Genomic DNA, 21,957 nt, shown 5'->3' with positions numbered 1-21,957 from the left:
GACCATGTACAGCCTGGCCCGCGAGCTCCTGTTCAAGCTCTCCCCGGAAACCTCCCATGAATTGTCCATCGACCTGATTGGCGCCGGTGGCCGCCTGGGTCTCAACGGTCTGCTGACGCCCGCGCCGAGGAGCCTGCCGGTGACGGTGATGGGGTTGGAGTTCGCCAACCCGGTCGGCCTGGCGGCCGGCCTGGACAAGAATGGCGATGCCATCGACGGCTTTGCCCAACTGGGCTTCGGCTTCGTCGAGATCGGCACCGTCACGCCGCGTCCGCAGCCGGGCAACCCCAAGCCGCGAATCTTCCGTCTGCCGCAGGCGACCGCGATCATCAACCGCATGGGCTTCAACAACCACGGCGTCGATCACCTGGTCGCACGGGTCAAGGCGGCGAAGTACAAGGGCGTGCTGGGTATCAATATCGGCAAGAACTTCGACACCCCGGTCGAGCGCGCGGTGGATGACTACCTGATCTGCCTGGACAAGGTCTACGCCCACGCCAGCTATGTCACCGTGAACGTCAGCTCGCCGAATACCCCCGGCCTGCGCAGCCTGCAGTTCGGCGACTCGCTCAAGCAACTGCTCGAAGCGCTGCGCCAGCGCCAGGAAGACCTGGCCGTGCAGCACGGCCGTCGTGTGCCGTTGGCGATCAAGATCGCCCCGGACATGAGCGACGAGGAAACCGCGCTGGTCGCCGCCGCGTTGGTCGAGTCCGGTATGGACGCGGTGATCGCCACCAACACCACCCTGGGCCGCGAAGGCGTCGAGAACCTGCCGTTCGGCAACGAGGCGGGCGGTCTGTCCGGCGCTCCGGTGCGCGAAAAGAGCACGCATATCGTCAAGGTGCTGGCCGCTGAGCTGGGTGGGCGCCTGCCAATCATCGCGGCCGGTGGCATCACCGAAGGCGCGCATGCGGCGGAGAAGATCGCGGCCGGTGCGAGCCTGGTGCAGATCTATTCGGGGTTCATCTACAAGGGCCCGGCGCTGATCCGCGAAGCGGTGGACGCCATAGCGGCCGCCCGGCGGGCGTGAAGAGAGGGAGCAGAAATAAGTAGGGCTCCTTTCGGAGCCCTTGGGCTTGCGCCCTTTTCCGCCCGGATGGGGCGGCTTGGGGAAGTCGGTGGTGACCCGCGATCAGCCGCTTGCGTGCTGCATCTGGTTCAGTCGTTGAATACCGGCGGCGCCGGTCAAACCATCCCAGTTGTCGCCACGGCCCTCACGCCAGCCATTGAGCCAGGATTGCCGTGTGGTGGGATGGGTAAATGGACAGAGATCGCGAGATTTTCCAGTAATGCCGTGCTGATATCCGCGCACAAAGGCTCTTTCCAACGGATCACGCTTAAGTCTTCTCATAGGGTGTTGCCCTCACTTGTTGACTGTTATGTCCCGTTGGCCCCCCAGGGAGGCCGGGCGGAAGTTTCCGCCAATGGGGCGCATTGCCGGCGTGACGCGCCCCGCCCGACACCATTGCGGTGAAGGATTACCCCGAGTTCTATCGAAAGGTTCCGGGGCTGTGAATGACCAATTTGTCATAAGGACGTAACTCTTATGGGTTCAAGCCATAAGGTTCGGCCGGGTTGCAAAGTGCCAGTACGGCATAACCCGCCAGGGGCGGGAGGTTGCCAGGGATCAAGGGGAAAGTGTGTCTAAATGCGACTTTCTCTCGTTCCGACGAGTGGGATGACTTCTGCGACTCGAGGTCGCAGACCGGATCGCCGGTCCATCCCTGAAAATGAATACAGGGGTCGCCTTTGCTTCGCGCGGACGAACAAAAGGTGGCCGACAAGGCCGTAAGCGGCTTTGCTGAAAGGGCTCTGGCCCGGGAATTATTTGCGATGGCGGATTTGCACGATCTCTTCCTCACCTGCCCGAAAGGGCTCGATGGCCTCTTGCTGGAGGAAGCCCAGGCGCTCGGGCTGACCGAGGCGCGGGCCCAGGTTTCGGCCATTCGTGGCAAGGGCGACCTGGAGACGGCCTACCGCCTGTGCCTCTGGTCGCGCCTGGCGAACCGAGTGCTGCTGGTGCTCTCGCGCTTCCCGGTGAACAACGCCGAGGAACTCTACCTGGGCGTCAACGCCGTCCAGTGGAGCGACCACCTCGACGCCGGCGGCAGCCTGGCCGTGGAGTTCAGCGGCAAGGGTTCGGGCATCGACAACACCCACTTCGGCGCGCTGAAGGTGAAGGACGCCATCGTCGACAACCTGCGTGCCGAGTTCGGCAAGCGTCCGACGGTGGATAAGGTCAATCCGGACATCCGCGTGCACCTGCACCTGGATCGCGGCCAGGCCGTGCTGTCGCTGGACCTTTCCGGCCACAGCCTGCACCAGCGCGGCTACCGTCTGCAGCAAGGCGCCGCGCCGCTGAAGGAAAACCTCGCCGCCGCCGTGCTGATCCGCGCCGGCTGGCCGAAGATCGCCGCGGAAGGCGGCGCGCTGTCCGACCCCATGTGCGGTGTCGGCACCTTCCTCATCGAGGCCGGCCTGATTGCCGCCGACGTCGCACCGAACCTCAAGCGCGAGCGCTGGGGCTTCACCAACTGGCTGGGCCACGTCCCGGCGATCTGGAAGAAGCTGATCGAGGAGGCGCAGCAACGCGCCGAGGTTGGCCTGTCGAAGACCCCGCTGTGGATTCGCGGCTACGAGGCGGACCCGCGTCTGATCCAGCCGGGCCGCAACAACATCGAGCGCGCAGGTCTCGCCGAATGGGTGAAGATCTACCAGGGTGAACTGGCCACCTTCGAGCCGCGCCCGGACAAGGGCCAGAAGGGTCTGATCATCTGCAACCCGCCCTACGGCGAGCGTCTGGGTGACGAAGCCAGCCTGCTGTATCTCTACCAGCACCTGGGCGAGCGCCTGCGCCAAAGCTGCCTGGGTTGGAGCGCCGGCGTGTTCACCGGTGCGCCGGAACTGGGCAAGCGCATGGGTATCCGCAGCCACAAGCAATATGCCTTCTTCAACGGCGCGCTGCCCTGCAAGCTGATCATGCTCGACGTGGAGCCGCGTCAGTTCGTCACCGGTGATCGCGGCGAGCGCAGCGAATCGGCGCCGACGCAGGGCGCTGCGGTGATTGAGCAGGCGCGTTTGAGCGAAGGCGGGCAGATGTTCGCCAACCGCCTGCAGAAGAACCTCAAGACACTGGGCAAGTGGGCGCGCAAGGAAAAGATCGAGTGCTATCGCGTGTATGACGCCGATATGCCCGAATACGCCCTGGCCGTGGACCTCTACCGCGACTGGGCACACGTGCAGGAGTACGCCGCGCCCAAGTCCATCGACCCGGAGAAGGCCCAGATCCGTTTGCTCGATGCCCTGGCCGCGCTGCCGCAGGCGCTGGGTATTCCCACCGAGCGCATCGTGATCAAGCGTCGCGAGCGCCAGGCCGGCAAGAAGCAATACGAGCGGCAGAACGCCGAAGGCCGCTTCATGGAAGTGGAAGAGGGCGGGGTCAAACTGCTGGTCAACCTGACCGATTACCTCGATACCGGCCTGTTCCTCGACCACCGTCCGATGCGCATGCGCATCCAGCGCGAGGCTGCCGGCAAACGCTTCCTCAACCTGTTCTGCTACACCGCCACGGCCACCGTGCACGCGGCCAAGGGCGATGCGCGCAGCACCACCAGCGTCGACCTGTCGAAGACCTATCTGGACTGGGCACGGCGCAACCTGTCGCTCAACGGTTTCTCCGACAAGCAACGCCTGGTGCAGAGCGACGTGATGGAGTGGCTGCGCGAGGATCGCGGCGAGTACGACCTGGTGTTCATCGACCCGCCGACCTTCTCCAACTCCAAGCGCATGGAAGGCGTGTTCGACGTGCAGCGCGACCATGTCGAACTGGTCGACCTGGCCATGGCAAGACTGGCCAAGGGTGGGGTGCTGTACTTCTCCAACAACTTCCGCAAGTTCGAGTTGGACGAGGGGCTGGCGGCGCGTTACCAGGTCGAGGAAATCAGCGCCCAGACGCTGGACCAGGACTTCGCGCGCAACGCGAAAATCCACCGTGCCTGGCGCATCACCGTACGCTGAGTGCAGGCGGCGCGCGGCGAGGGCCGTGCGTCGTGTCGGCGCTGGGCAAATGGCCATCGGCTGCTATAAAAACTGAGTGACCCTGGGAACGCGAACTCACATGACTCAGTTGCCGGCCTACGAGCAGTTGCCCGTCGCTCAGGGAGTCGCAAGCCAGAAGAAGGCGTTGCAGGCCGCCGGGCTGGTGCTGGTGGCTGGCCTTTTGTTGACGGCGCTGCTGAGCTGGAATGTCTGGCGCAATGCCCGAACCGCCCTGGAGCAGCAGTTCGCGCTGGCCGCCAACGAGCGGATCGACCGGGTTCGCGAGCGGCTATCGATGCAGCAGAGCGAACTGGAGTCGATCCAGCGCTTCTTCGAAAACTCCGAACAGGTCTCCCGCGAGGAGTTCGAGCACTTCGTCAGCCCGCTGCTGGGCGATACGCTGGGCTATGCCTGGTTGCCGCGCGTGGAGCAGCGCAATCGTGCCGCCTTCGAGGCCGGTGCCCATGCGGCCGGTATGCTCGACTTCATGATCTTCGAGTTGACCTTGCAGGGGCAGCCGATTCCCGCGCAGCAGCGCGAGCAGTATTTCCCCATCCTCTATGGCGCGTCCGAGTACCTGGAGGAAATGCCGCTGGGCATGGACCTCAATTCCACGCTGCCGGGGCGCGACCTGGCGCAGCGTGTGGTGAGGGGGCGCACGGTCGAAGCCTCGATGCCGGTGATCCTGCCCGGCGCACCGCCAGCGGACTCCACCGGCGTGCTGCTGGCGGCGCCGCTCTATCGCACCAGCGCTACGGTCAGTCCTACCGCGGAAACCCGTGTGGGCGTGCAGGGCATTCTGCTGGCCGCGATCAGCTACCGCCTGTTGATCGAGCAAGGGGCCGATGGCCATACCGAGCAGTTGGCGCTGACCATGCGCGACGCCAACGATCCGCGTCCGGACGTGCCGCTGTATCGCAGCCCGGTGACGCCGGATGCCACGGCGGAACTGGTTTCCGAGCGCCACCTGAGTTTCGCCGGGCGTGACTATCTGGTGCGTGTCGAGCCATCGAGCGACTTCCTGCGTCGCAACCAGGGGCACCCGCAGCTCTGGATGATCTTCGCGGGTGGGCTGACTTCCGTCCTGCTGGCCGGCTACGTCCTGACGCTGCTGGGGCAACGCCAGCGGGCCCTGCAACTGGTGGCCGAGCGGACCGCCGAACTGCGCGCCAACCAGTTGGAGCTGCAGGAGAACCAGGCACGCCTGCACTTCGCCATGGACAGCGCCGGCCACGGTGTCTGGGACTGGAGCCTGGATACCGGAAACGTCTTCTACTCCCACGCCTGGAAGGCCATGCTCGGCTACCGTGACAGCGAAGTCGGCGCGACCACCGAGGAAAGCACCAGCCGCGTCCACCCGGACGACCAGGCAGCACGCTGCGAGGCGATGCGTCGACACCTGCGCGGGGAGTCGACCCTGTACCAGAGCGAGCACCGCCTGCGTTGCAAGAGTGGACGCTGGCTATGGGTACTGGACCGGGGCCAGGTCGTGGAGCGCGATCATGATGGCTCGGCGCGGCGGATGATCGGCACGCAGACGGACATCAGCTCACGCAAGGCGGCCGAGTTGGAGTTGGGCGAGGTGAACAGCCGGCTGCACGGCTTGCTCGATGCCGCGACGCAGGTGGCCATCGTGTCCACGGACCTGCGCGGATTCGTCCGTAGTTTCAATGTGGGCGCCGAGCGCATGTTCGGCTACAGCGCCCAGGAGGTCATCGGCCGCCCGGTGCCGGAGAACGTCTTCGTCAAGGACGAGATCCGTCGTCGCGCCCATGATCTGTCCAGCGTGCTTGGGCGTGATATCCGTGGATTCGAAGTGGTCGGTGCGCTGGTCGGGGAAGGCCATGAGGAGCACGAGTGGACTTGTGTGCGTCGAGATGGGCGGCAACTGAAGATCAACCTGATCATCACCGGCGTGCGCGACTCGACCGGCAACACCACCGGTTACCTGGGAGTCGCCACCGACATCACCCGGCGCAAGGAGGCTGAGCTGGAGCTGCGCCGGCTGTCAGTCACCGATGCGCTCACAGGTATCCACAATCGCCGCTACTTCAAGGAACAACTGGACCAGGCCATGGCCCGCTGCGCGCGCAGTGGCGAGCCGCTGTCGCTGGTGATGTTCGATATCGACCACTTCAAGGACATCAACGACCGCTACGGGCACGAGGCGGGCGATACCGTGCTGGTGACGCTCTGTCAGCGTATCGCTCAGCGCCTGCGCAAGGTGGATGTGTTCTGCCGCCTGGGTGGCGAGGAACTGGTGGTGCTCTGTCCGGGGAGTACGGTAGAGCAGGCCTGGCAACTGGCGGAGGCGCTCTGGCAGGCGTTGCGCGGCCAACCGATGGACGGCGTCGGGGTGGTCACGGCGAGTTTCGGCGTGGCGTCCTGGTGCCCCGGCGAAAGCGCGGATGACCTGATGCGCAAGGTGGATCGCGCCGTCTACCGCGCCAAGCGCCTGGGCCGAGATCGCCTGGAGCGCGTGGAAGCCTGATGCGCGAACCCCGGCCGTTGGCCGGGGTTCCGAGGGGATCAGCCCTTGGTGCTGCTGTAGAGGTCCAGCAATACCTGATCGAGAATCGACGAGGCGCCCCAGGGGCGGTTGCTGTTGAGGATCGCCACCACCACCCAGTTGCGCCCGTTGGCATCGCGGCTGAAGCCGGCGAGGGCGCGTACGGTGTTCAGGGTGCCGGTCTTGACGTGGGCTTCGCCGGCCATCGGCGTGCCGCGCAGGCGCTTACGCATGGTGCCGTCCTTCGCCACGATCGGCAGCGAAGAGATGTACTCGGCCGCATATGGGCTGTGCCAGGCCGCCTGCAGCATGGCCGCCATCTCGCGGGCGCTGACGCGCTCGTCGCGCGACAGCCCGGAACCGTTCTCCATCACCAGGTGCGTCGCGGTGATGCCCTTGCGTGCCAGCCATTGGCGGATCACCCGCTGGGCGGCCTGGGCATCGTCGGCGTCGGCGCCGTTGCGGTACTGACGGCCGACGGAGAGGAACAGCTGACGGGCCATGGTGTTGTTACTGAACTTGTTGATGTCGCGGATGATTTCCACGACATCCGGCGACATCGCACGGGCCACCAACGTGGCGCTCTTCGGTACGGCCCCTTCGCGATCCTTGCCCAGGATGCTGCCACCCAGTTCCTGCCAGATACCGCGTACGGCGCCGGCGGTGTAGGCCGGGTGCTCGAGCAGCGACATGTAGGTCTGGGCGCTGCAGCCCTGGGGAATCTGCCCGGTGGCGACCAGCGAGGTGCCATCGAACTGGGTGACCGGACTGAAGCGCAGCTTCGGCCAGGCCGGGCAGGGGGCGGCCTTGCTGACCTGGATCTGGTTGTCGATGCGCACGTTCGCCAGCGGTGGGTCCATCAGCACGGTGGCCTTGCTGCCTTCGGTGCGGATCACCAGGCGCACGCTCTTGAGGTTGACCATCAGCGAGTCGGGGCCGACCAGGAACGGTTTGTTGTCATCGCCGCCGTCATCGTTGAACACCGGCAACTGCGGGATATTGAAGTAACTGCGATCCAGGACGAGATCGCCGGTGATGGTGCGGACGCCGTTGGCACGAAGGTCGCGCATCAGCAGCCAGAGCTTTTCCAGGTTCAGCTTCGGGTCGCCACCGCCTTTGAGGTAGAGGTTGCCGTTGAGCGTTCCGTCCTTGAGCTGGCCGTCGGTATAGAACTCGGTCTGCCACTGGTAGGTCGGGCCGAGCATTTCCAGGGCGGCGTAAGTGGTGAACAGCTTCATGGTCGACGCCGGGTTCACCGAGACGTCGGCATTGAAATAGGTGGCGTTGCCAGGTCCATCGAGGGGAATCATTACCAGCGACAGGGCGTCGTTGGTCAGTTTGCTGGCCTTCAGCGCTTTCTGTACGCGTTCGGGAAGGGTGGTATTGATCTGGGCGACGGCCGGCAGGGCGAAAGGCAGCAATGTAGCGAGAGCGAGGACACGCAGTGATTTGAACATAGAAAAGGTGACATCCCAGTGGTCGGGCATTGACTTGAAAAAATGAAAAGATGAAGCGCAACACTACAGATGAAATACTCCCTGTTGTATCGGGAGTTCGACACATTATGCCGCAAGCTGCGGTGGGATGCGCTGGACATCGCGTGCCAGTCGTCATCACGCCAGTCTTGTGTAGCGCAACGCTTTGCCGTGGGCTAGTTACTGTTAATGCTCAGCGCGGCAGTCTTTGCCGGCGCGTGAATGTCCGTCACAGGAGAAACCCATATGGCCACCCATCGCTCCCGCCGTTTACGCAAGAAGTTGTGTGTCGACGAATTCCAGGAGCTCGGATTCGAGTTGAGCTTTCGATACAAGGAAGGGCAAGGCGAGGAGGGGATCGGGGCCTTCATGCAGCGCTTTGCCACCAGCGCGGTGGAGCCGAATGAGATGGTCTATAGCGGTTGCGATGAATATGGCTTGATCTGCCTTGCACGGCGGGGATCCGTGAGTGCCGAACAGCGCGGGCTGATCGAACAGTGGTTGAAGCAGCAGCCCGAGTTGAGTGATTTCACCATCGGCCCGCTGATCGATGCGTGGTATCCGGATCAGCCGGTCGAGCCGCGCCCGCATTGATGCAATGGGGGGAGAGCCTCAGGTCAGCTCTATTCCGAGAGCCTGCAGCAGCGCGTTCTGATCCAGGGGCTTCGAGAGACAGGCGAGGACGGGCAGGCCTCGCCCCTTGAATGACTCGTGCAGTGCGGACAGGTCATCCTCACTCTGGCAACTCAGCAGCACTGCCTGCCGTATCTGACCCGCAAGCACCAATTCGCCGACCAGTTCGACACCGTCGCCGTCGGGCAGGTTGATGTCACATATCAGCAGATCGAAGGGAGTGCTGCGGCGTGCGCACTGCCGTCGAGCCTCGTCGGCATCCAGCGCCGGTGTCAGATGGAAGAATCCCATTCGGTTCAGATGCATCTGCACGGCGATGAGTTGAAAGGGGTGGTCCTCGACGACAAGGATGCTGAGTTTTGTAGCTAGCACGAATGTGGCTCCGTGTAGGGGGGGATTGGTGCCTCGGCTGCTTCCGATATTTAGGGTGGATATGCCCGGCGTGCTTTGACGAAGTGGCTGGGCGCAGCGGCAATGTTGTTAGAGTGGGAGCTGCCATATTCTTGCGTGGTTACGCTGACGATATTCGACGTTTAAAACGAAAAGCATTTTTCGGAGGTCCTGATCCTCTGTTGTATGTCTCTTGGTGTTTCTTTAGTGGTTGATTGTAATTCTCTTGTGAGTAACGCCCCTCTAATGCGCAGTGTGGATTCGGTGATGCTGTTTGTCGCGTATGTTTTTGATTTGGAAAAATGTTCCGATATTGAGGGGTGGGATTTATTTAAACTATGGATGTCGACTTGGTCGAAACCCCTCTGCTGAAATTCTGTAATGCGATGTCCGGCGTCTGATGGCAGGTTGAGATTGCTTTCCCAGCCCACGATCCACGGGTGATTCAGCGCCTGGAAGTAGCGGCCAATACGTCATCTGTCTTGGCCGGTCTGGCGTAGGCATCATGCTCGACGCTCGGTTTGGATTTCGTGTGAGGGAATGAATGTATGTCATCCGGCAATCCGAAAGGTACATGAATGGATGGTGCCGGAGTTCTCTATGAACCGAAGTCGGAAAATCTCGTGTTTCATGTCGGAATGGTCTCTCGAGATATTCCTATGAGTTATACGGTTTGTCTTTCAATGGAGATATTCTGGCGTTAATTGAGATTGGTTGTAGGAAATATATATATATGCTGTAGGAAAAGCCTCTAACGACAAATAACGAGGGTGGCCAACCTCGACAGAATAGGCGTGGCATATATCTTACCGACGGATATTTCATTTTGATGGAACTGTCGGAGGACGATGGATGAGCAAGGTTCTTATTGTTGATGATCACCCGGTCATTCGCATGGCTATGCGAGTGCTGCTGGAGAAGGAAGGTCACGTGATCGTTGGAGAGACCGACAATGGAGTAGACGCACTTTCGCTCGTCAAGGATCTGGTGCCGGATCTGGTGGTGCTGGATATCGGCATTCCTCGACTCGATGGGCTGGAGGTCATCAGCCGAATCTCCGCTTTCGAACTTCCACTCAAGGTGCTGGTGCTGACCGGGCAGAGCGCCTCGCTTTTCGCCATGCGCTGCATGCAGGCCGGCGCCTCGGGTTTCGTCTGCAAGCAGGGCGGCCTCGCGGAACTGATCAGTGCCGTGAATGCGGTGGTCGCCGGGTACAACTACTTCCCCAGCACCGCAATCCGACAAAGCCGGCGCAACGGCGGCCAGGTCGACGACCAGGAGCTCATTCAACGTCTTTCCGATCGGGAAATGGCGGTGTTGCAGTACCTCGCCAACGGCTATTCGAACAAGGAAATCTCCGAGCAGATGTTCATCAGCAACAAGACCGTCAGTACCTACAAGACGCGACTGTTGTTGAAGCTCAATGCTCATTCGCTGGTCGATCTGATCGAGTTCGCCAAGCGGAACGCACTGGTCTGAGGTGAGTGATGTTGAAGTGGTGCGCACGACTCCGCCCAACCATCGGCGTGCTTCTGCTGCTGGTCTGGACTGGCTTCGCCGGAGCCGATCCCATGCCTTGGGCCCCGCTGGGGCTTCTGGCTAGATCCGCGGATGAGCCAATTAAGGTTCGGCTCGATGACTCCGAGTGGCATTGGTTGCGTGACAAGCGCACCCTGGTTCTGGGGGTGACCGCGCCGGACTACGCGCCCTTCGACATTACTTCAAGCGGTACTGATCTGGAGGGAGTAACGGCGGATTACGCCGGTATTCTTTCCAGCAGTCTGAACGTGCGTGTCGAGGTTCGCCTCTATGCCGACAGGACCACTGCCCTGGAGGCGCTGACCCACGGCGAGATCGACCTTCTGAGCCGAGCCACCCGCTTCGAGGGCCTGGCTCCCGGCATCACCCTGACACACCCCTATTTCGTCAACCAGCCAGTGGTGATAGGCCCTGAGGGTATTCAGCTCTCCAGTGCCGATCATCTGGCCGGCAGGCGCATCGCTGTGGTCAGCGATTACTTCTCCAGCCTGGAACTCGGCCGGTATCTTCCAGACGCACAGATCCAGCCCTACCAGTCAGTTCGGCGGGCTCTCGAATCCGTCGCGTTCGGCCAGGCCGATCTCTTCGTGGGCGATGCGTTCAGCGCCCAGTATCTGATCAGCCAAGGCTATCTTCCCAACCTGAAACTACTCAATTTCGCCAGCTTCAATGGCGATGGCTTCGGTTTCGCCGTGCGCGCGGATGCCCAGCCACTGTTGGGGATAATCGACAAGGCGCTGGATGCCATACCGGTGCCGGTAGAAAACGCGGTTCAACGTCGCTGGAGCTCCACAGGGGCCTTCTCCATTGCCAACCAGCGCCTGATTCTCACGCCCCAGGAGCGCCGCTGGCTCGAGCGCAATCCTCGCCCGGTGCTGGTGGTGGACCAGGCGCTGGCGCCGATTTCCTTCTTCGATTCCCAGGGGAACTTCCGCGGCATCACGGCTGACCTGCTGGAGCTGATCCATGCACGTACCGGCCTCAGTTTCGAGGTTCGTCCGGAGCCCAGCATTCCGGCGATGCTGGATAGCATGGTCAACAATCAGGCGAAGGCCATCGGTGCGCTGACGTCTTCGCCGCAGCGCGAAGAATGGCTGAATTTCAGTCGCCCCTATATGACCGCTTCATTCGTGGTGGTCGTTGCCAAGCAATCGAACTGGCTGCACACGCTCGACGACATCAAGGGCAAGCGGATTGCCGTTCCCAGAGGCTCGGTGATCGCCGCGTTCATGCGCCAGCAGCACCCGGAGGTCGAACTCGTCGAAATCGAGAACAACGCCGACGATCTGCCCATGATCAGCGAGGGTAAGGTGGACGGCGCCATCCACTTGCTTTCCTCGGCCAATTACCTGATCTCCCGCTACTACCCGGACCTTCGAATCGGTGCTGCGCTCGACCGTGAGCCTGGGCAGTTCTCCATTGCCGTTTCGCAGACAGACCCCGAGCTTCTGAGCATTCTCAACAAGGCCATCCTGGCGATCTCCCCGGAGGACATGGCCAGCATCACTAGCCGCTGGACCGCCAGCGTGGAGAGGCCCGACAGTGTCTGGAATGGCTATCGGATAATGATCCTGCAACTGACCTGGGGCGGCATTGCACTCCTGCTGCTGGTCCTGGTCTGGAACTGGCGCCTGCAGGTGAAAGTGCATCGGCGTCAGGTGTCGGAGCGCGAGCTGAACTACCGGCTGGAGTTCAAGCGCGCGGTGATCGACGGCATACCGCACCCCGTCGCCGTGCGGGACAGCCAGGGCACGTTGCTCACCTGCAATCGCAGTTTCCTCGAGGCCACGGGCCTGACTCGCGAGACGGCCCCGGGTTCACGCATCGTGGACTGCACATCGATTCTGAAGATGGACGCCCAGGCCCTGCATCAGGTCTATCAGCAGGTCATGGCCGAAGGCGCTGCCCAGGCGGCTGACCTGGTGATGCAGATGAACGGTCAGGTGATGGAGATCTACCATTGGGCCACGCCTTATCGCGACCCCAGGGGAACGCTGGTCGGGTTGGTGACGGGCTGGATCGATATCACCGAGCGCGAGCGGATGCGTCACCAGCTTGAGGCGGCAAAGGAACAGGCCGAGGAAGCGAATCGTGCCAAGAGCACCTTCCTCGCCACCATGAGTCATGAAATCCGAACCCCCATGAATGCCGTGATCGGCATGCTGGAGTTGGCTTTGACCCGAGCAGGGGAGGGGCATTGGGACCGAGAGCCGGTGGAAGTCGCCTATGACTCCGCACGCTCGCTATTGACGCTGATCGGCGACATCCTCGACGTGGCCAAGATCGAGTCCGGGCGCCTCACGCTCATGCCGGAGCGGGCTCGCCTTCGCGAGCTGGTGGAGTCGGTGGCGCGCGTGTTCGACGGCCTGGCGCGGCAGAAAGGCCTGGACTTGAAACTTGAGATCGAGGCGGATGCGGCCTGCGAAGTTCTTATCGACCCGCTTCGGTTCAAGCAGATTCTTTCCAACCTGGTCAGCAATGCCATCAAGTTCACTGATCGGGGACGCGTGAAGATACAGGTATCCGGCGAGCGCGTTCCGGGAGAGCGCCTCTCGCTGGCAGTGAGCGTGGAGGACAGCGGGATAGGCATTTCGGCGGAGGCGCAAAAGCAGCTGTTCGAGCCTTTCAGCCAGGTCGCCTGCGACAGCCATAACACCCGCGGCGGGACGGGGCTGGGGCTGACGATCTGCCGCAAGCTCGCGGAAATGATGGGCGGGACCGTCACCCTGGAGAGTCGCCCGGGCGAGGGCACGCAGGTAACGGTGCGTCTACTGGTGCAGATTCTCGAAGCGTTACCCGAGCAGAAGGTCTGCCTGATTGGCCAAACGGCGTTGCCTGACCGTGTCCTGACGGTGCTCGTGGTGGATGACCACGCTGCGAATCGTCTGCTGCTGACGCAGCAGCTGGAGCACCTCGGTCACCAGGTGGAGGTCGCACGCGATGGTGCGGAGGCCTTGCAGATCTGGCATCCGGAGGATTTCGATCTGGTCATCACCGATTGCAACATGCCTGTACTCAACGGCTACGCCCTCGCCGAGAGAATTCGCGAGCTCGAGGCCGAGATGGAGGCGACTCCGTGCGTGATCTTCGGCTTCACCGCCAACGCCCAGCCCGATGAAGTGGAGCGCTGTCGGCGGTCGGGTATGAATGATTGCCTATTCAAGCCTATCGGCCTGGAGAATCTGCGCATCCGGCTCGGACTGATACCGAGTATCGCGGTGATCAATCACCCGGCGGTGAAAGAGTCAGAGAAAGCCAGTGGTTTCGATCTCCAGGCATTGCAGGAAATGACCGGAGGAAATCCGGGATTGATCCGCCGCCTGATCGAGGAGTTGCACAGCAGCAACGCGGTCGATGCCGGGCATCTCTCGCGACTGGTGAGTGCGAAGGATTGGCCACAGTTGGGCGAACTGGCTCACCGACTGAAGGGCGCTGCTCGCCTGGTCAACGCCAGCGAGCTTCGTGACCTGTGCGGGGCGCTGGAGTGCGCCAGCATGGACGGCCTGGAGGAGCAGGAGATTCGGCAGCGGGCGAAGGCGGTCGAGCTCGCTATCGATACCCTGCAGAGAAGCCTGCTCGCCTACCTCAAGGTCGCTGCCTGACGATGGTTCAGACCGGGCTGGAGCGCCCGGTCATTTCCCTGGCCATCTCGGTGGCATAGCTGTCGGTCATCCCGGCGATGAAGTCGATCACCCGCAGGAAGGCCCGGTAGAGCGACCATTCCGGGGCCGGCGCGTTGTGCCCGAGCAGGTCGAGAATGCGCTGGTTCTTGAACGAGGGCGTGCTCTGGCTGTATTGCTCCAATGCCGCGCCACAGAAGGAATTCAGCAGGATTTCCAGGGTGGTGTAGGCGCCGATCTCGTGCAGTGTCTTGCGCTTGTCCTGGAAGATCTTCTCCCGCGCCATGGCCTTGGCCCGTTGGACGCAGCGTTTGGCCGGGCCGTGCATGTGTTCCACCAGGTCGCCTTGCAGCTGTCCTGCGAGCAGGACGGATTCCTGCTCGACGAAGGCACGGGCAGCGGCATTGGTCAGGTGTTCGATGGCCTTGCCGCGCAGGATGGCCAGTTTGCGTCGGCGCGAATCCTTCGGGCCGAGCTGGCGGTAGGTCTCCGGTAGATCGTCGCCGACCAGGTCAAGCAGCAGCGCTTCGACCTCCGTGTAGTCGAGCAGGTCCATTTCCAGGCCGTCTTCGAGATCAATCAGGCCGTAGCAGATGTCATCCGCCGCTTCCATCAGGTACACCAGCGGGTGGCGCGCCCAGCGTTCATCCTCCAGTTGCGGCATGCCCAGCTTGTGGGTGATCTGTTCGAGCAGCGGCAGCTCGCTGCGATAGCAGCCGAACTTGTGCTTCTTGTAGCCGAGGGAGTCAGCGTGGCGAGCGGTCCAGGGATACTTCAGGTAGGTGCCGAGGGTGGCGTAGGTCAGGCGGGTGCCGCCGTCGAACTGGTGGTACTCCAACTGCGTGAGGACTCGGAAGCCCTGGGCGTTGCCCTCGAAGTTCAGGAAGTCCAGGCGCTCTTCCTCGCCCATGCCATCCAGCCAGCCGCGCCCGGCAGCCTGCTGGAACCAGTGGCGAATGGCGTCTTCGCCGGAATGGCCGAACGGGGGGTTGCCGATGTCGTGGGCCAGGCAGGCGGACTGAACGATCACGCCCATGTCCGCAGGGTCGCACCACTCCGGCAGGCGGTCGCGGATGATCTCGCCGACACGCATGCCCAGCGAGCGGCCCACGCAGCCCACCTCCAGCGAGTGGGTCAGGCGTGTGTGGATATGGTCGTTGCTCGATACCGGGTGGACCTGGGTCTTGCGACCCAGGCGGCGGAAGGCGCCGGAGAAGATGATGCGGTCGTGGTCCTTGTGGAAGGCACTGCGGCCCAGTTCGGCGCTGCTGTGAACCGGTTTGCCGAGGCGTTCACGGGGGAGCAGGGTGTGCCAGTCCATTCGTCTTTCCGCAATCGAGAGAGTTACCGGCAACGCTAGCCGTTCGCGCCGGCAATCTCAATCGCGGCGCTAGAGGCCTTCGGCATCGATGTCGATGAGGAGAAGGCGTCGGCCCTGGTCGATGAATTGCCCGGCGGTCATGCAGTACTGGTTGGTGGTGGCGTCGCGGTAAGTGTTGGACAGGGTGAGGCGGCGCTCTTCCCAGCCTTCGGCCAACAACTGATAGAAGTACGGTCGCCAGGACCAGTTATGGCCCAGATAACGGCGGTTCTCCTTCCAGAACAGGCCGTTCCATTCCAGGTTCGGCGATGTCTGGGTGCCGTGGCGGTCGCACTGGTAGATGCGCAGCAGGCGGCTGAAGGATTCCGGCGCCGGCGGCAGGCTGCTGAGCATGGCGCCGCCTTCGGCCCAGGGCCGCAGCATGTTCATCAGTTCGGAGAGCTGCTGGCGCAGTTGGATGAGATTGGCGCGTTCGTTCAGCTTGCGCCGCACGTAGTGATCGCGGCGGTGCGCGAAGGCATCGCGGAAGGCGTCGCTGGCGGGGAAGTCCAGGGCGGGCTTGGCGAACAGATAGCCTTGGACGTAACGCGCGCCGCACTCTAGGGCGAAGTCCATTTCCTCCTCGGTTTCCACGCCCTCGGCGATGATCCAGCAGCCGGTCTTCTCGGCCATCTGCGCCAGGGCTTTCACCACTTCGCCGCTCGGACCGCCGCGGGCGGCTTCCTGGAACAGGCGCATGTCCAGCTTGAGGATGTCCGGTTGCAGGGCGAGTACGCGGTCGAGTTGCGAGTAGCCCGCGCCAAAGTCATCGATGGCGATGCGCGCGCCGGCCTCGCGGTAGCGCGCCACCACTTCCGGCAGGCGCTGGTGGGCGCCGCCCAGTTCGGTGATCTCGAATACCACGCGTTCCGGCGGTACACCTTGCTGCTGCAGTTGCTTGAGGCTGGGCAGAGGCTGGTTAGGTCGCAGGCGGCTGATCCAGCGTGGCGAGATGTTCAGGCTGAGAAACCAGTCCGCCGGTGCTTCGTGGATACGCGCCAGGGCGGCATCGCGGATTTGCCGATCGAGACGGCGCAGCTCGGCGAGGCCGACCTTGGGATTGAAGAAGAGAGGGCCGACCGAGAGGAGGTCGCCGTTGTCCTGGCGCAGCCGCCCCAATGCCTCGACGCCCGCGATCAGGCCTGTCGCGGTGTCGATGAAGGGCTGGAAGCAGGCGGTGGGTTGCCCGTCGATCAAGGGACACATCCTTAGTGGCGTAACAGATGGCGCCTTCGCGCATGTCTGCGTCACGTTGCAAGAATGTGGCCAGCCTCGACTTCAGAGATGGGTGGAAGGCGCTGGCGGGTCCCCGGGGTCGGACTTCTTGCGCATCTGCAGGATGATCGGGGCGAGGGCTATTCCCAGGCGCAGCAGGCGAATCCAGCCGCGTTTGCGTCCCAGCAGCAGGGCCAGCGCCGCGGCGCCTCCCGCGCCCCAAAGCGGCGCGCTACCGTGCAGGCCGTGGCGCACGCTCTGGCCGAGGTTACGTGCCTGCTGCAAAGGTTGCAGCAGCAACTCGCCTTCCTGGCGAATCTGCTGGCGCTGCATTTCCAGGCGCAGGCGAATGATCGCCTTGCGCAGTTCGGCACGCGTCAGGTTACGGGCATCGGGCATTTCACTCATGGCAGCAGTCGCTCCCTGTCCCTGGCCAGTTCGTCGAGGGTGGCGCTGAACGGCGAACTCTCGTCGCTGACCAGCATGTGCAGGCGCCAGGCACAGAACAGGCACCCGCCGATATAGAAGACGCAGAGACCGATGGCGGCGGGTAGCCGGTAGCTATCCCAGAAGATGATGAGCACCAGTACCGACAGCGCGACCAACAGGAGCAGGGCGAAGACCAGCGCGAGGCCGGCCATCAGCAACATCTGCACCGTGCGGGTCTTCTGTTCCTGCAGCTCGACGCCCAGCAGCTCGACATGCCCGTGCAGCAACCCGAGGATTGCGGCGCCGAAGCGCCGCAGGGAAGGGGAGTTGGCCGAAGGCTTCGGCCCGGCGTCCATTCCGTCGTTCATGAATCAGCGCCGGCTGACCAGCAGGCCGAGCAGGAAGCCGACGCCAGCGGCGATGCCGACGGCCTGCCATGGATGGTCGCCCACGTAGTCTTCGGTGGCATCCACGGCGGCTTTGCCCTGGTCGCGCACCGAGTCCTTGGTGGAGTAGATGGCATCGCGGGCGCGTTTGAGGCTCTGGTGGATCTGCTCGCGCATCTGATCGGCTTCGGCGCCGGCCAGGTCGGCGGAGCTCTGCAGAAGTTTTTCGGTGTCGCTGACGAGGGCCTGGAATTCGGCCAGAAGTTCATCCTTGGCGGCGTTCACTGCGGGCTTGCGAGGCATGTGATGCTCCTTGTGCGGGTTGGGGTTCCTAGTTTTTGAACCCCATGGCTGGAGGAAAGTTTCTCATAAATTCGCCGCCCACCCTCGCGCGGCCGCGAGCTAAAGCCTAGTCGGTGATTCTCCGGGCGGTGGTATGCCGCTTGCATTTCCCTGGTGCGCAAGGAGAGCGGAGCGCCCCAAGGCGGGGCGTCCCCGGAACTTCGAAAGGCCGGGAAAACACGCTCAAATGACTGAAAAACAAAAGGAAGAGTATGAAACTGCCAAGCTGATCGGAAGGCCTGTGGGCCAATCTGGTTCAGTCTTCGGCTCCTGCCTGGTGCGCCGATGCTTCAGTGTGGTGCGACGGGTAAGGGCCGTGAGCCGTTTTGGTGCTTTTCCCCTGACTTCCGGGGCTGCCTGTATCGATGGAAAACCTCAATAGCGCCGTAGAGACCCTGGTCCACGGCTCCAACACGCTGTTCCTCCTGATGGGCGCTGTCATGGTGTTGGCCATGCACGCCGGCTTCGCCTTTCTCGAAGTGGGCACGGTGCGTCTGAAAAATCAGGTCAACGCCCTGTCGAAGATTCTGTCGGACTTCGCCATTTCCACCCTGGCCTATTTTTTCATCGGTTACTGGATCGCATATGGCGTGACCTTCCTGCAGCCGGCGGCAACCCTGGCGAACGAAAACGGCTACGCCCTGGTGAAGTTCTTTTTCCTGCTGACTTTCGCCGCGGCGATTCCCGCGATCATTTCCGGCGGTATCGCCGAGCGCGCCAAGTTCGGCCCGCAGCTGAGCGCCACGGCGCTGATCGTTGCCTTCGTCTATCCGTTCTTCGAGGGGCTGGTCTGGAACGGTAATTTCGGTTTCCAGAAATGGTTGCAGAGCGAGTTCGGCGCCAGCTTCCATGACTTTGCCGGCTCGGTGGTCGTGCATGCTTTTGGCGGCTGGCTGGCACTGGCGGCGGTGGTGCTGCTGGGACAGCGCAATGGCCGTTACCGCGAAGGCCGCCTGGTGGCCTTCGCGCCGTCGAACATTCCATTCCTGGCGGCCGGTTCCTGGATTCTCATCGTCGGCTGGTTCGGCTTCAACGTGATGAGTGCGCAGTCGTTGGCGGGCGCCAGCGGACTGGTGGCGGTCAACTCCCTGCTGGCGATGGTCGGTGGCACGGTGGCGTCGCTGCTGGTCGGCCGCAATGACCCCGGTTTCCTCCACAACGGCCCGCTGGCCGGCCTGGTGGCGGTCTGTGCTGGCTCCGACCTCATGCATCCCATCGGTGCGCTGGCCACCGGCCTGGTGGCTGGGGCGCTGTTTGTCTGGGCGTTCACCGCGACCCAGGTGCGCTGGAAGATCGACGATGTGCTGGGTGTCTGGCCGCTGCACGGCCTCTGCGGCGCCTGGGGCGGTATCGCCTGCGGGATCTTCGGCCAGCAGGCGCTTGGCGGTCTCGGCGGTGTGAGCCTGGCCAGCCAGGCGATCGGCACGCTGCTGGGTGTGATCGTGGCCTTTGCCGGCGGTTTGCTGGTCTACGGGTTGGTGAAGTCGGTCGTGGGCATCCGCCTGACGAAGGAGGAGGAGTACTACGGTGCCGACCTGTCGATCCACAAGATCGGGGCGCTCAGCCAGGACTGAAGGAAATTGCCGGAGCGAGCTTGCTCGCGAACGCGGAGTAACGGTAGAGAGGCTCGCTCCTATGGAAAGAGCAAGAAAAAGCCCGGCATGTGCCGGGCTTTTTCGTCATGCCGTGAGGCTTACCAGAGCGGCATGGTGTAGCTGACGATCAGACGGTTCTCGTCGTAGTCGTTGGTGTAGTTGGTGCGCATGGTCGCGTTACGCCACTTCACGCCCAGATTCTTCAGCGGACCGTCCTGGAAGACGTAGGCGATGTCGGTGTCGCGCTCCCATTCCTTGCCTTCGCCGTCGGTGGTGATCAGGTCGATGTTGTCGCCTTTCACATAACGGGTCATGAAGGTCAGGCCGGGGATGCCGATACCCGCGAAGTTGTAGTCGTAGCGAGCTTGCCAGGACTTCTCGTCCTTGTTGGCGAAGTCGCCGATCTGGATGTAGTTCACCAGGTAGGGGTCGGTGCCGTTGATGTAGGCGAAGCCGGTGTCGCCGCTCATCTTCTGGTAGCCCACACCGAAGGCGTGGTAGCCCAGGGCATAGGTGAACATGGCGTTGAGCGCCTTGTTGTCGACGTTGCTGCCACCGTCGTCATCGGACTTGGCCCAGCGGATGTCGGACTTCAGCGATTGCTTGTCGGCGATCGGCAGCACGTGCATCAGGCCCAGGTAGTGCTGCTTGTAGATGTCTTCCAGGCCGCCGTAGTGGTAGCTGGTGCTGAGGCTGTCGGTCCACTTGTAGGTCAGGCCGCCGAACAGGAACTTGTTGCTGGTGGTGGTATCGCCCAGCTTGATGTTGCGCTTGCCGCCACCGGTGATGGTCATGTCCTCGTAGTCGGAGGAGTCGCGCTGGTTCACCTGGTAGAGGCGGCCGCCGTCAACGGTCAGGCCATCGAGCTCCGCGGAGTTCAGGGCGAAGCCGCTGAAGGTCTGCGGCAGCAGGCGGGTGTCGTTGTACTGCACCACCGGCATCTTCGGCAGCAGAGTGCCGGCTTTCAGTGTGCTCTTGGATGCGCGCAGCTTGGCGGTGATGCCCAGGTCGCCGTAGCTGTCCTCGGCGCGGCCATCGCTGCGCGAGCGCTGCAGCAGGCCGGTGCCGCTGCGGTCAGGCGATGAGTCGAGTTTCAGGCCCAGGGTGCCCAGGGCATCGACGCCGACACCGATGGTGCCGTCGGTATAGCCCGACTCGTATTTGAGGATGAAACCCTGGGCCCACTCCTCAGCCTTGCTCTGGCTCGGTGGCGGGGAGGATTGGCGGAAGTCACGATTGAAGTAGAAGTTGCGCAGTTCGACGGTCGCCTTGCTGTCGTTGATGAAGTCGGCATGGGCAATGGTCGGAACGGTCAAGCTGGTACCCAGCGCGGCCAAAGCCACGGCACGGGCGATCGGGGTCTTGCTCATTGTTATTGTCTCCTCGAGCGCTTGGGGCAGTTCGGTGATGCCGGGTGGATCGGCCCGGCATGTCGATCTGTTACAGCCTATCTACTAAATCATTACCGAATGTTGACGACTCTTAGACCTTAGTCGCTGATTAGTGAGCTGGCTATTGAAGCGCCGAGCGGCGGCTGGCGGGGCTTTCACTGTATCCAGTGGGGGAAGTAGCCGAGCTTGTCCTGCACTTGCGCATCATGGGCGGGCACTACGGTCAGCTTTGGATAGGCAAGCATCAGTTCGTGAACGCGGGCCACTTCGGCCAGGGTCTGGTCGCGGTCGCTGTCCACCAGCTTGCGACTGACCCAGAACTTCTCGTGGGGGCCGGTAAAGCCCGACAGACGCCAGGTGGTGTCGCCGCTGAAGAAGAAGCGCCGTCCGTCGTCCAGCGTAATGAACAGCCCCATCGAGCCCGGCGTATGGCCGCGCATCGGCACCAGGACGAGGCTGCCATCGCCAAACAGGTCGAGGCTCTCGTCGTAGCTCAGGAAGGGGCCGGAATCGAACTGGAGGGGCATCCACTTCACCGGGTGGCGGAACTGACTGGGGAATACCGCCGGCGGCTGGGCGATATGGGCGTAGTTGATCTCTTCGTACGGTGCCCAGACCGGGACGTCCGGAAAGTCCGACAGCCCCGATGCATGGTCCCAGTGCGCATGGGAAAGCAGGATGCGGTCGATGCGGATGCCGCTGCCGGCCAGCTGATCGCGAGCGGGCTTCAGGCCTTCGTACTGGAACAGCGGTTTGTCCCACCAGGGCATGTCCTGCTTGAACTGGGCATCCGCCTGGCTGCCCAGGCCGGTGTCGAACAGGAGGGTGGCGGCGTGGTGCTGGATCAGCACGGCGGTGTGGTTCATCGGCACCTTGCGGGTCCAGTCGCCACCGGCGACGGTGAAGGCTTCGAGGGTGGTGACGCCGGACGTGCGGATCAGCGAGAAACGCACGTCGGCGGCATGGGCCGGGAGGCAGGCAAGGGCCAGCAGCCCGGCTAGCAACAGGGATGGCAGACGCATAGGGGGATTCCTT

The 21,957-nt window shown here is 62.8% G+C and carries 17 protein-coding genes; 7 read left to right on the top strand and 10 right to left on the bottom strand.

The features are described 5' to 3' along the window. Positions 1–4 precede the first annotated feature (4 nt). A complete protein-coding gene (locus JVX91_RS24185) occupies positions 5–1,030 on the top strand; it encodes a quinone-dependent dihydroorotate dehydrogenase (protein WP_205336619.1) in 1,026 nt (341 codons plus the stop codon). Positions 1,031–1,132: 102 nt separating this feature from the next. Here JVX91_RS24185 and rmf read toward each other — a convergent pair whose 3' ends face one another. Further along, complete coding sequence (gene rmf / locus JVX91_RS24180; RefSeq protein WP_205336618.1) at positions 1,133–1,351, bottom strand: ribosome modulation factor; 219 nt, start codon at positions 1,349–1,351, stop codon at positions 1,133–1,135. A 482-nt stretch (positions 1,352–1,833) separates the two neighbouring features. Here rmf and rlmKL point away from each other — a divergent pair, with 482 nt between their 5' ends. Together rlmKL and JVX91_RS24170 are read left to right on the top strand one after the other, a co-directional pair. Next, positions 1,834–4,017 carry a bifunctional 23S rRNA (guanine(2069)-N(7))-methyltransferase RlmK/23S rRNA (guanine(2445)-N(2))-methyltransferase RlmL gene (rlmKL, locus tag JVX91_RS24175; RefSeq protein WP_205336617.1) on the top strand — a complete coding sequence of 728 codons (2,184 nt, stop codon included), beginning with the start codon at positions 1,834–1,836 and terminating at the stop codon, positions 4,015–4,017. 100 nt (positions 4,018–4,117) lie between these two features. Next, positions 4,118–6,529 carry a diguanylate cyclase gene (locus JVX91_RS24170; protein ID WP_205336616.1) on the top strand — a complete coding sequence of 804 codons (2,412 nt, stop codon included), beginning with the start codon at positions 4,118–4,120 and terminating at the stop codon, positions 6,527–6,529. A 38-nt stretch (positions 6,530–6,567) separates the two neighbouring features. On the opposite strand, the gene dacB is transcribed toward JVX91_RS24170, so the two are convergent. Continuing rightward, positions 6,568–8,004, bottom strand: a complete 1,437-nt coding sequence (gene dacB / locus JVX91_RS24165; RefSeq protein WP_205336615.1) for a D-alanyl-D-alanine carboxypeptidase/D-alanyl-D-alanine-endopeptidase — start codon at positions 8,002–8,004, stop codon at positions 6,568–6,570. A gap of 264 nt (positions 8,005–8,268) precedes the next feature. Between dacB and JVX91_RS24160 the strand changes: the two genes are divergently transcribed. Next, positions 8,269–8,616: a 50S ribosome-binding protein YggL gene (locus JVX91_RS24160; RefSeq protein WP_205336614.1), complete on the top strand. Its 348-nt coding sequence runs from the start codon at positions 8,269–8,271 to the stop codon at positions 8,614–8,616. Between the two features lie 18 nt (positions 8,617–8,634). Here JVX91_RS24160 and JVX91_RS24155 read toward each other — a convergent pair whose 3' ends face one another. Next, a complete protein-coding gene (locus JVX91_RS24155) occupies positions 8,635–9,027 on the bottom strand; it encodes a response regulator (RefSeq protein ID WP_205336613.1) in 393 nt (130 codons plus the stop codon). Positions 9,028–9,897: 870 nt separating this feature from the next. Here JVX91_RS24155 and JVX91_RS24150 point away from each other — a divergent pair. Both JVX91_RS24150 and JVX91_RS24145 read left to right on the top strand, forming a co-directional pair. Beyond that, the gene (locus tag JVX91_RS24150; protein ID WP_205336612.1) at positions 9,898–10,524 is read left to right on the top strand and encodes a response regulator transcription factor; all 627 of its coding nucleotides are present in this window, start codon (positions 9,898–9,900) and stop codon (positions 10,522–10,524) included. A 47-nt stretch (positions 10,525–10,571) separates the two neighbouring features. Then, positions 10,572–14,186: a transporter substrate-binding domain-containing protein gene (locus tag JVX91_RS24145; RefSeq protein ID WP_240201658.1), complete on the top strand. Its 3,615-nt coding sequence runs from the start codon at positions 10,572–10,574 to the stop codon at positions 14,184–14,186. Between the two features lie 7 nt (positions 14,187–14,193). On the opposite strand, the gene JVX91_RS24140 is transcribed toward JVX91_RS24145, so the two are convergent. The 5 genes from JVX91_RS24140 to JVX91_RS24120 all read right to left on the bottom strand — a co-directional run bounded on the left by JVX91_RS24140 (position 14,194) and on the right by JVX91_RS24120 (position 17,897). Next, positions 14,194–15,525: a deoxyguanosinetriphosphate triphosphohydrolase gene (locus JVX91_RS24140; protein ID WP_205336610.1), complete on the bottom strand. Its 1,332-nt coding sequence runs from the start codon at positions 15,523–15,525 to the stop codon at positions 14,194–14,196. A gap of 69 nt (positions 15,526–15,594) precedes the next feature. Beyond that, complete coding sequence (locus tag JVX91_RS24135) at positions 15,595–16,761, bottom strand: EAL domain-containing protein (RefSeq protein ID WP_205336609.1); 1,167 nt, start codon at positions 16,759–16,761, stop codon at positions 15,595–15,597. Between the two features lie 81 nt (positions 16,762–16,842). Beyond that, complete coding sequence (locus JVX91_RS24130) at positions 16,843–17,187, bottom strand: hypothetical protein (RefSeq protein ID WP_205336608.1); 345 nt, start codon at positions 17,185–17,187, stop codon at positions 16,843–16,845. Continuing rightward, a complete protein-coding gene (locus JVX91_RS24125) occupies positions 17,184–17,564 on the bottom strand; it encodes a phage holin family protein (RefSeq protein WP_205340091.1) in 381 nt (126 codons plus the stop codon). Before JVX91_RS24125 ends, JVX91_RS24130 begins: the two co-directional genes overlap by 4 nt. 15 nt (positions 17,565–17,579) lie before the next feature. After that, entirely contained in the window at positions 17,580–17,897 is a 318-nt protein-coding gene (locus JVX91_RS24120; RefSeq protein WP_205336607.1) for a YqjD family protein, read from the bottom strand. A gap of 404 nt (positions 17,898–18,301) precedes the next feature. Here JVX91_RS24120 and JVX91_RS24115 point away from each other — a divergent pair, with 404 nt between their 5' ends. Continuing rightward, complete coding sequence (locus JVX91_RS24115; protein WP_205336606.1) at positions 18,302–19,510, top strand: ammonium transporter; 1,209 nt, start codon at positions 18,302–18,304, stop codon at positions 19,508–19,510. 119 nt (positions 19,511–19,629) lie between these two features. Here the strand turns inward: JVX91_RS24115 and JVX91_RS24110 are convergent, their stop codons facing one another. Continuing rightward, positions 19,630–20,901, bottom strand: coding sequence for an OprD family porin (locus tag JVX91_RS24110; RefSeq protein ID WP_205336605.1), 1,272 nt, complete (start codon positions 20,899–20,901; stop codon positions 19,630–19,632). Between the two features lie 176 nt (positions 20,902–21,077). Further along, a complete protein-coding gene (locus JVX91_RS24105) occupies positions 21,078–21,938 on the bottom strand; it encodes an MBL fold metallo-hydrolase (protein ID WP_240201790.1) in 861 nt (286 codons plus the stop codon). Between the last annotated feature and the right edge of the window lie 19 nt (positions 21,939–21,957).

Origin of the sequence: Pseudomonas sp. PDNC002, assembly GCF_016919445.1 — a bacterium.
Classification (GTDB): domain Bacteria; phylum Pseudomonadota; class Gammaproteobacteria; order Pseudomonadales; family Pseudomonadaceae; genus Pseudomonas.
The sequence above is the reverse complement of the archived record's forward strand: the minus strand, read 5'-3'. Positions and strand labels throughout refer to the sequence as shown.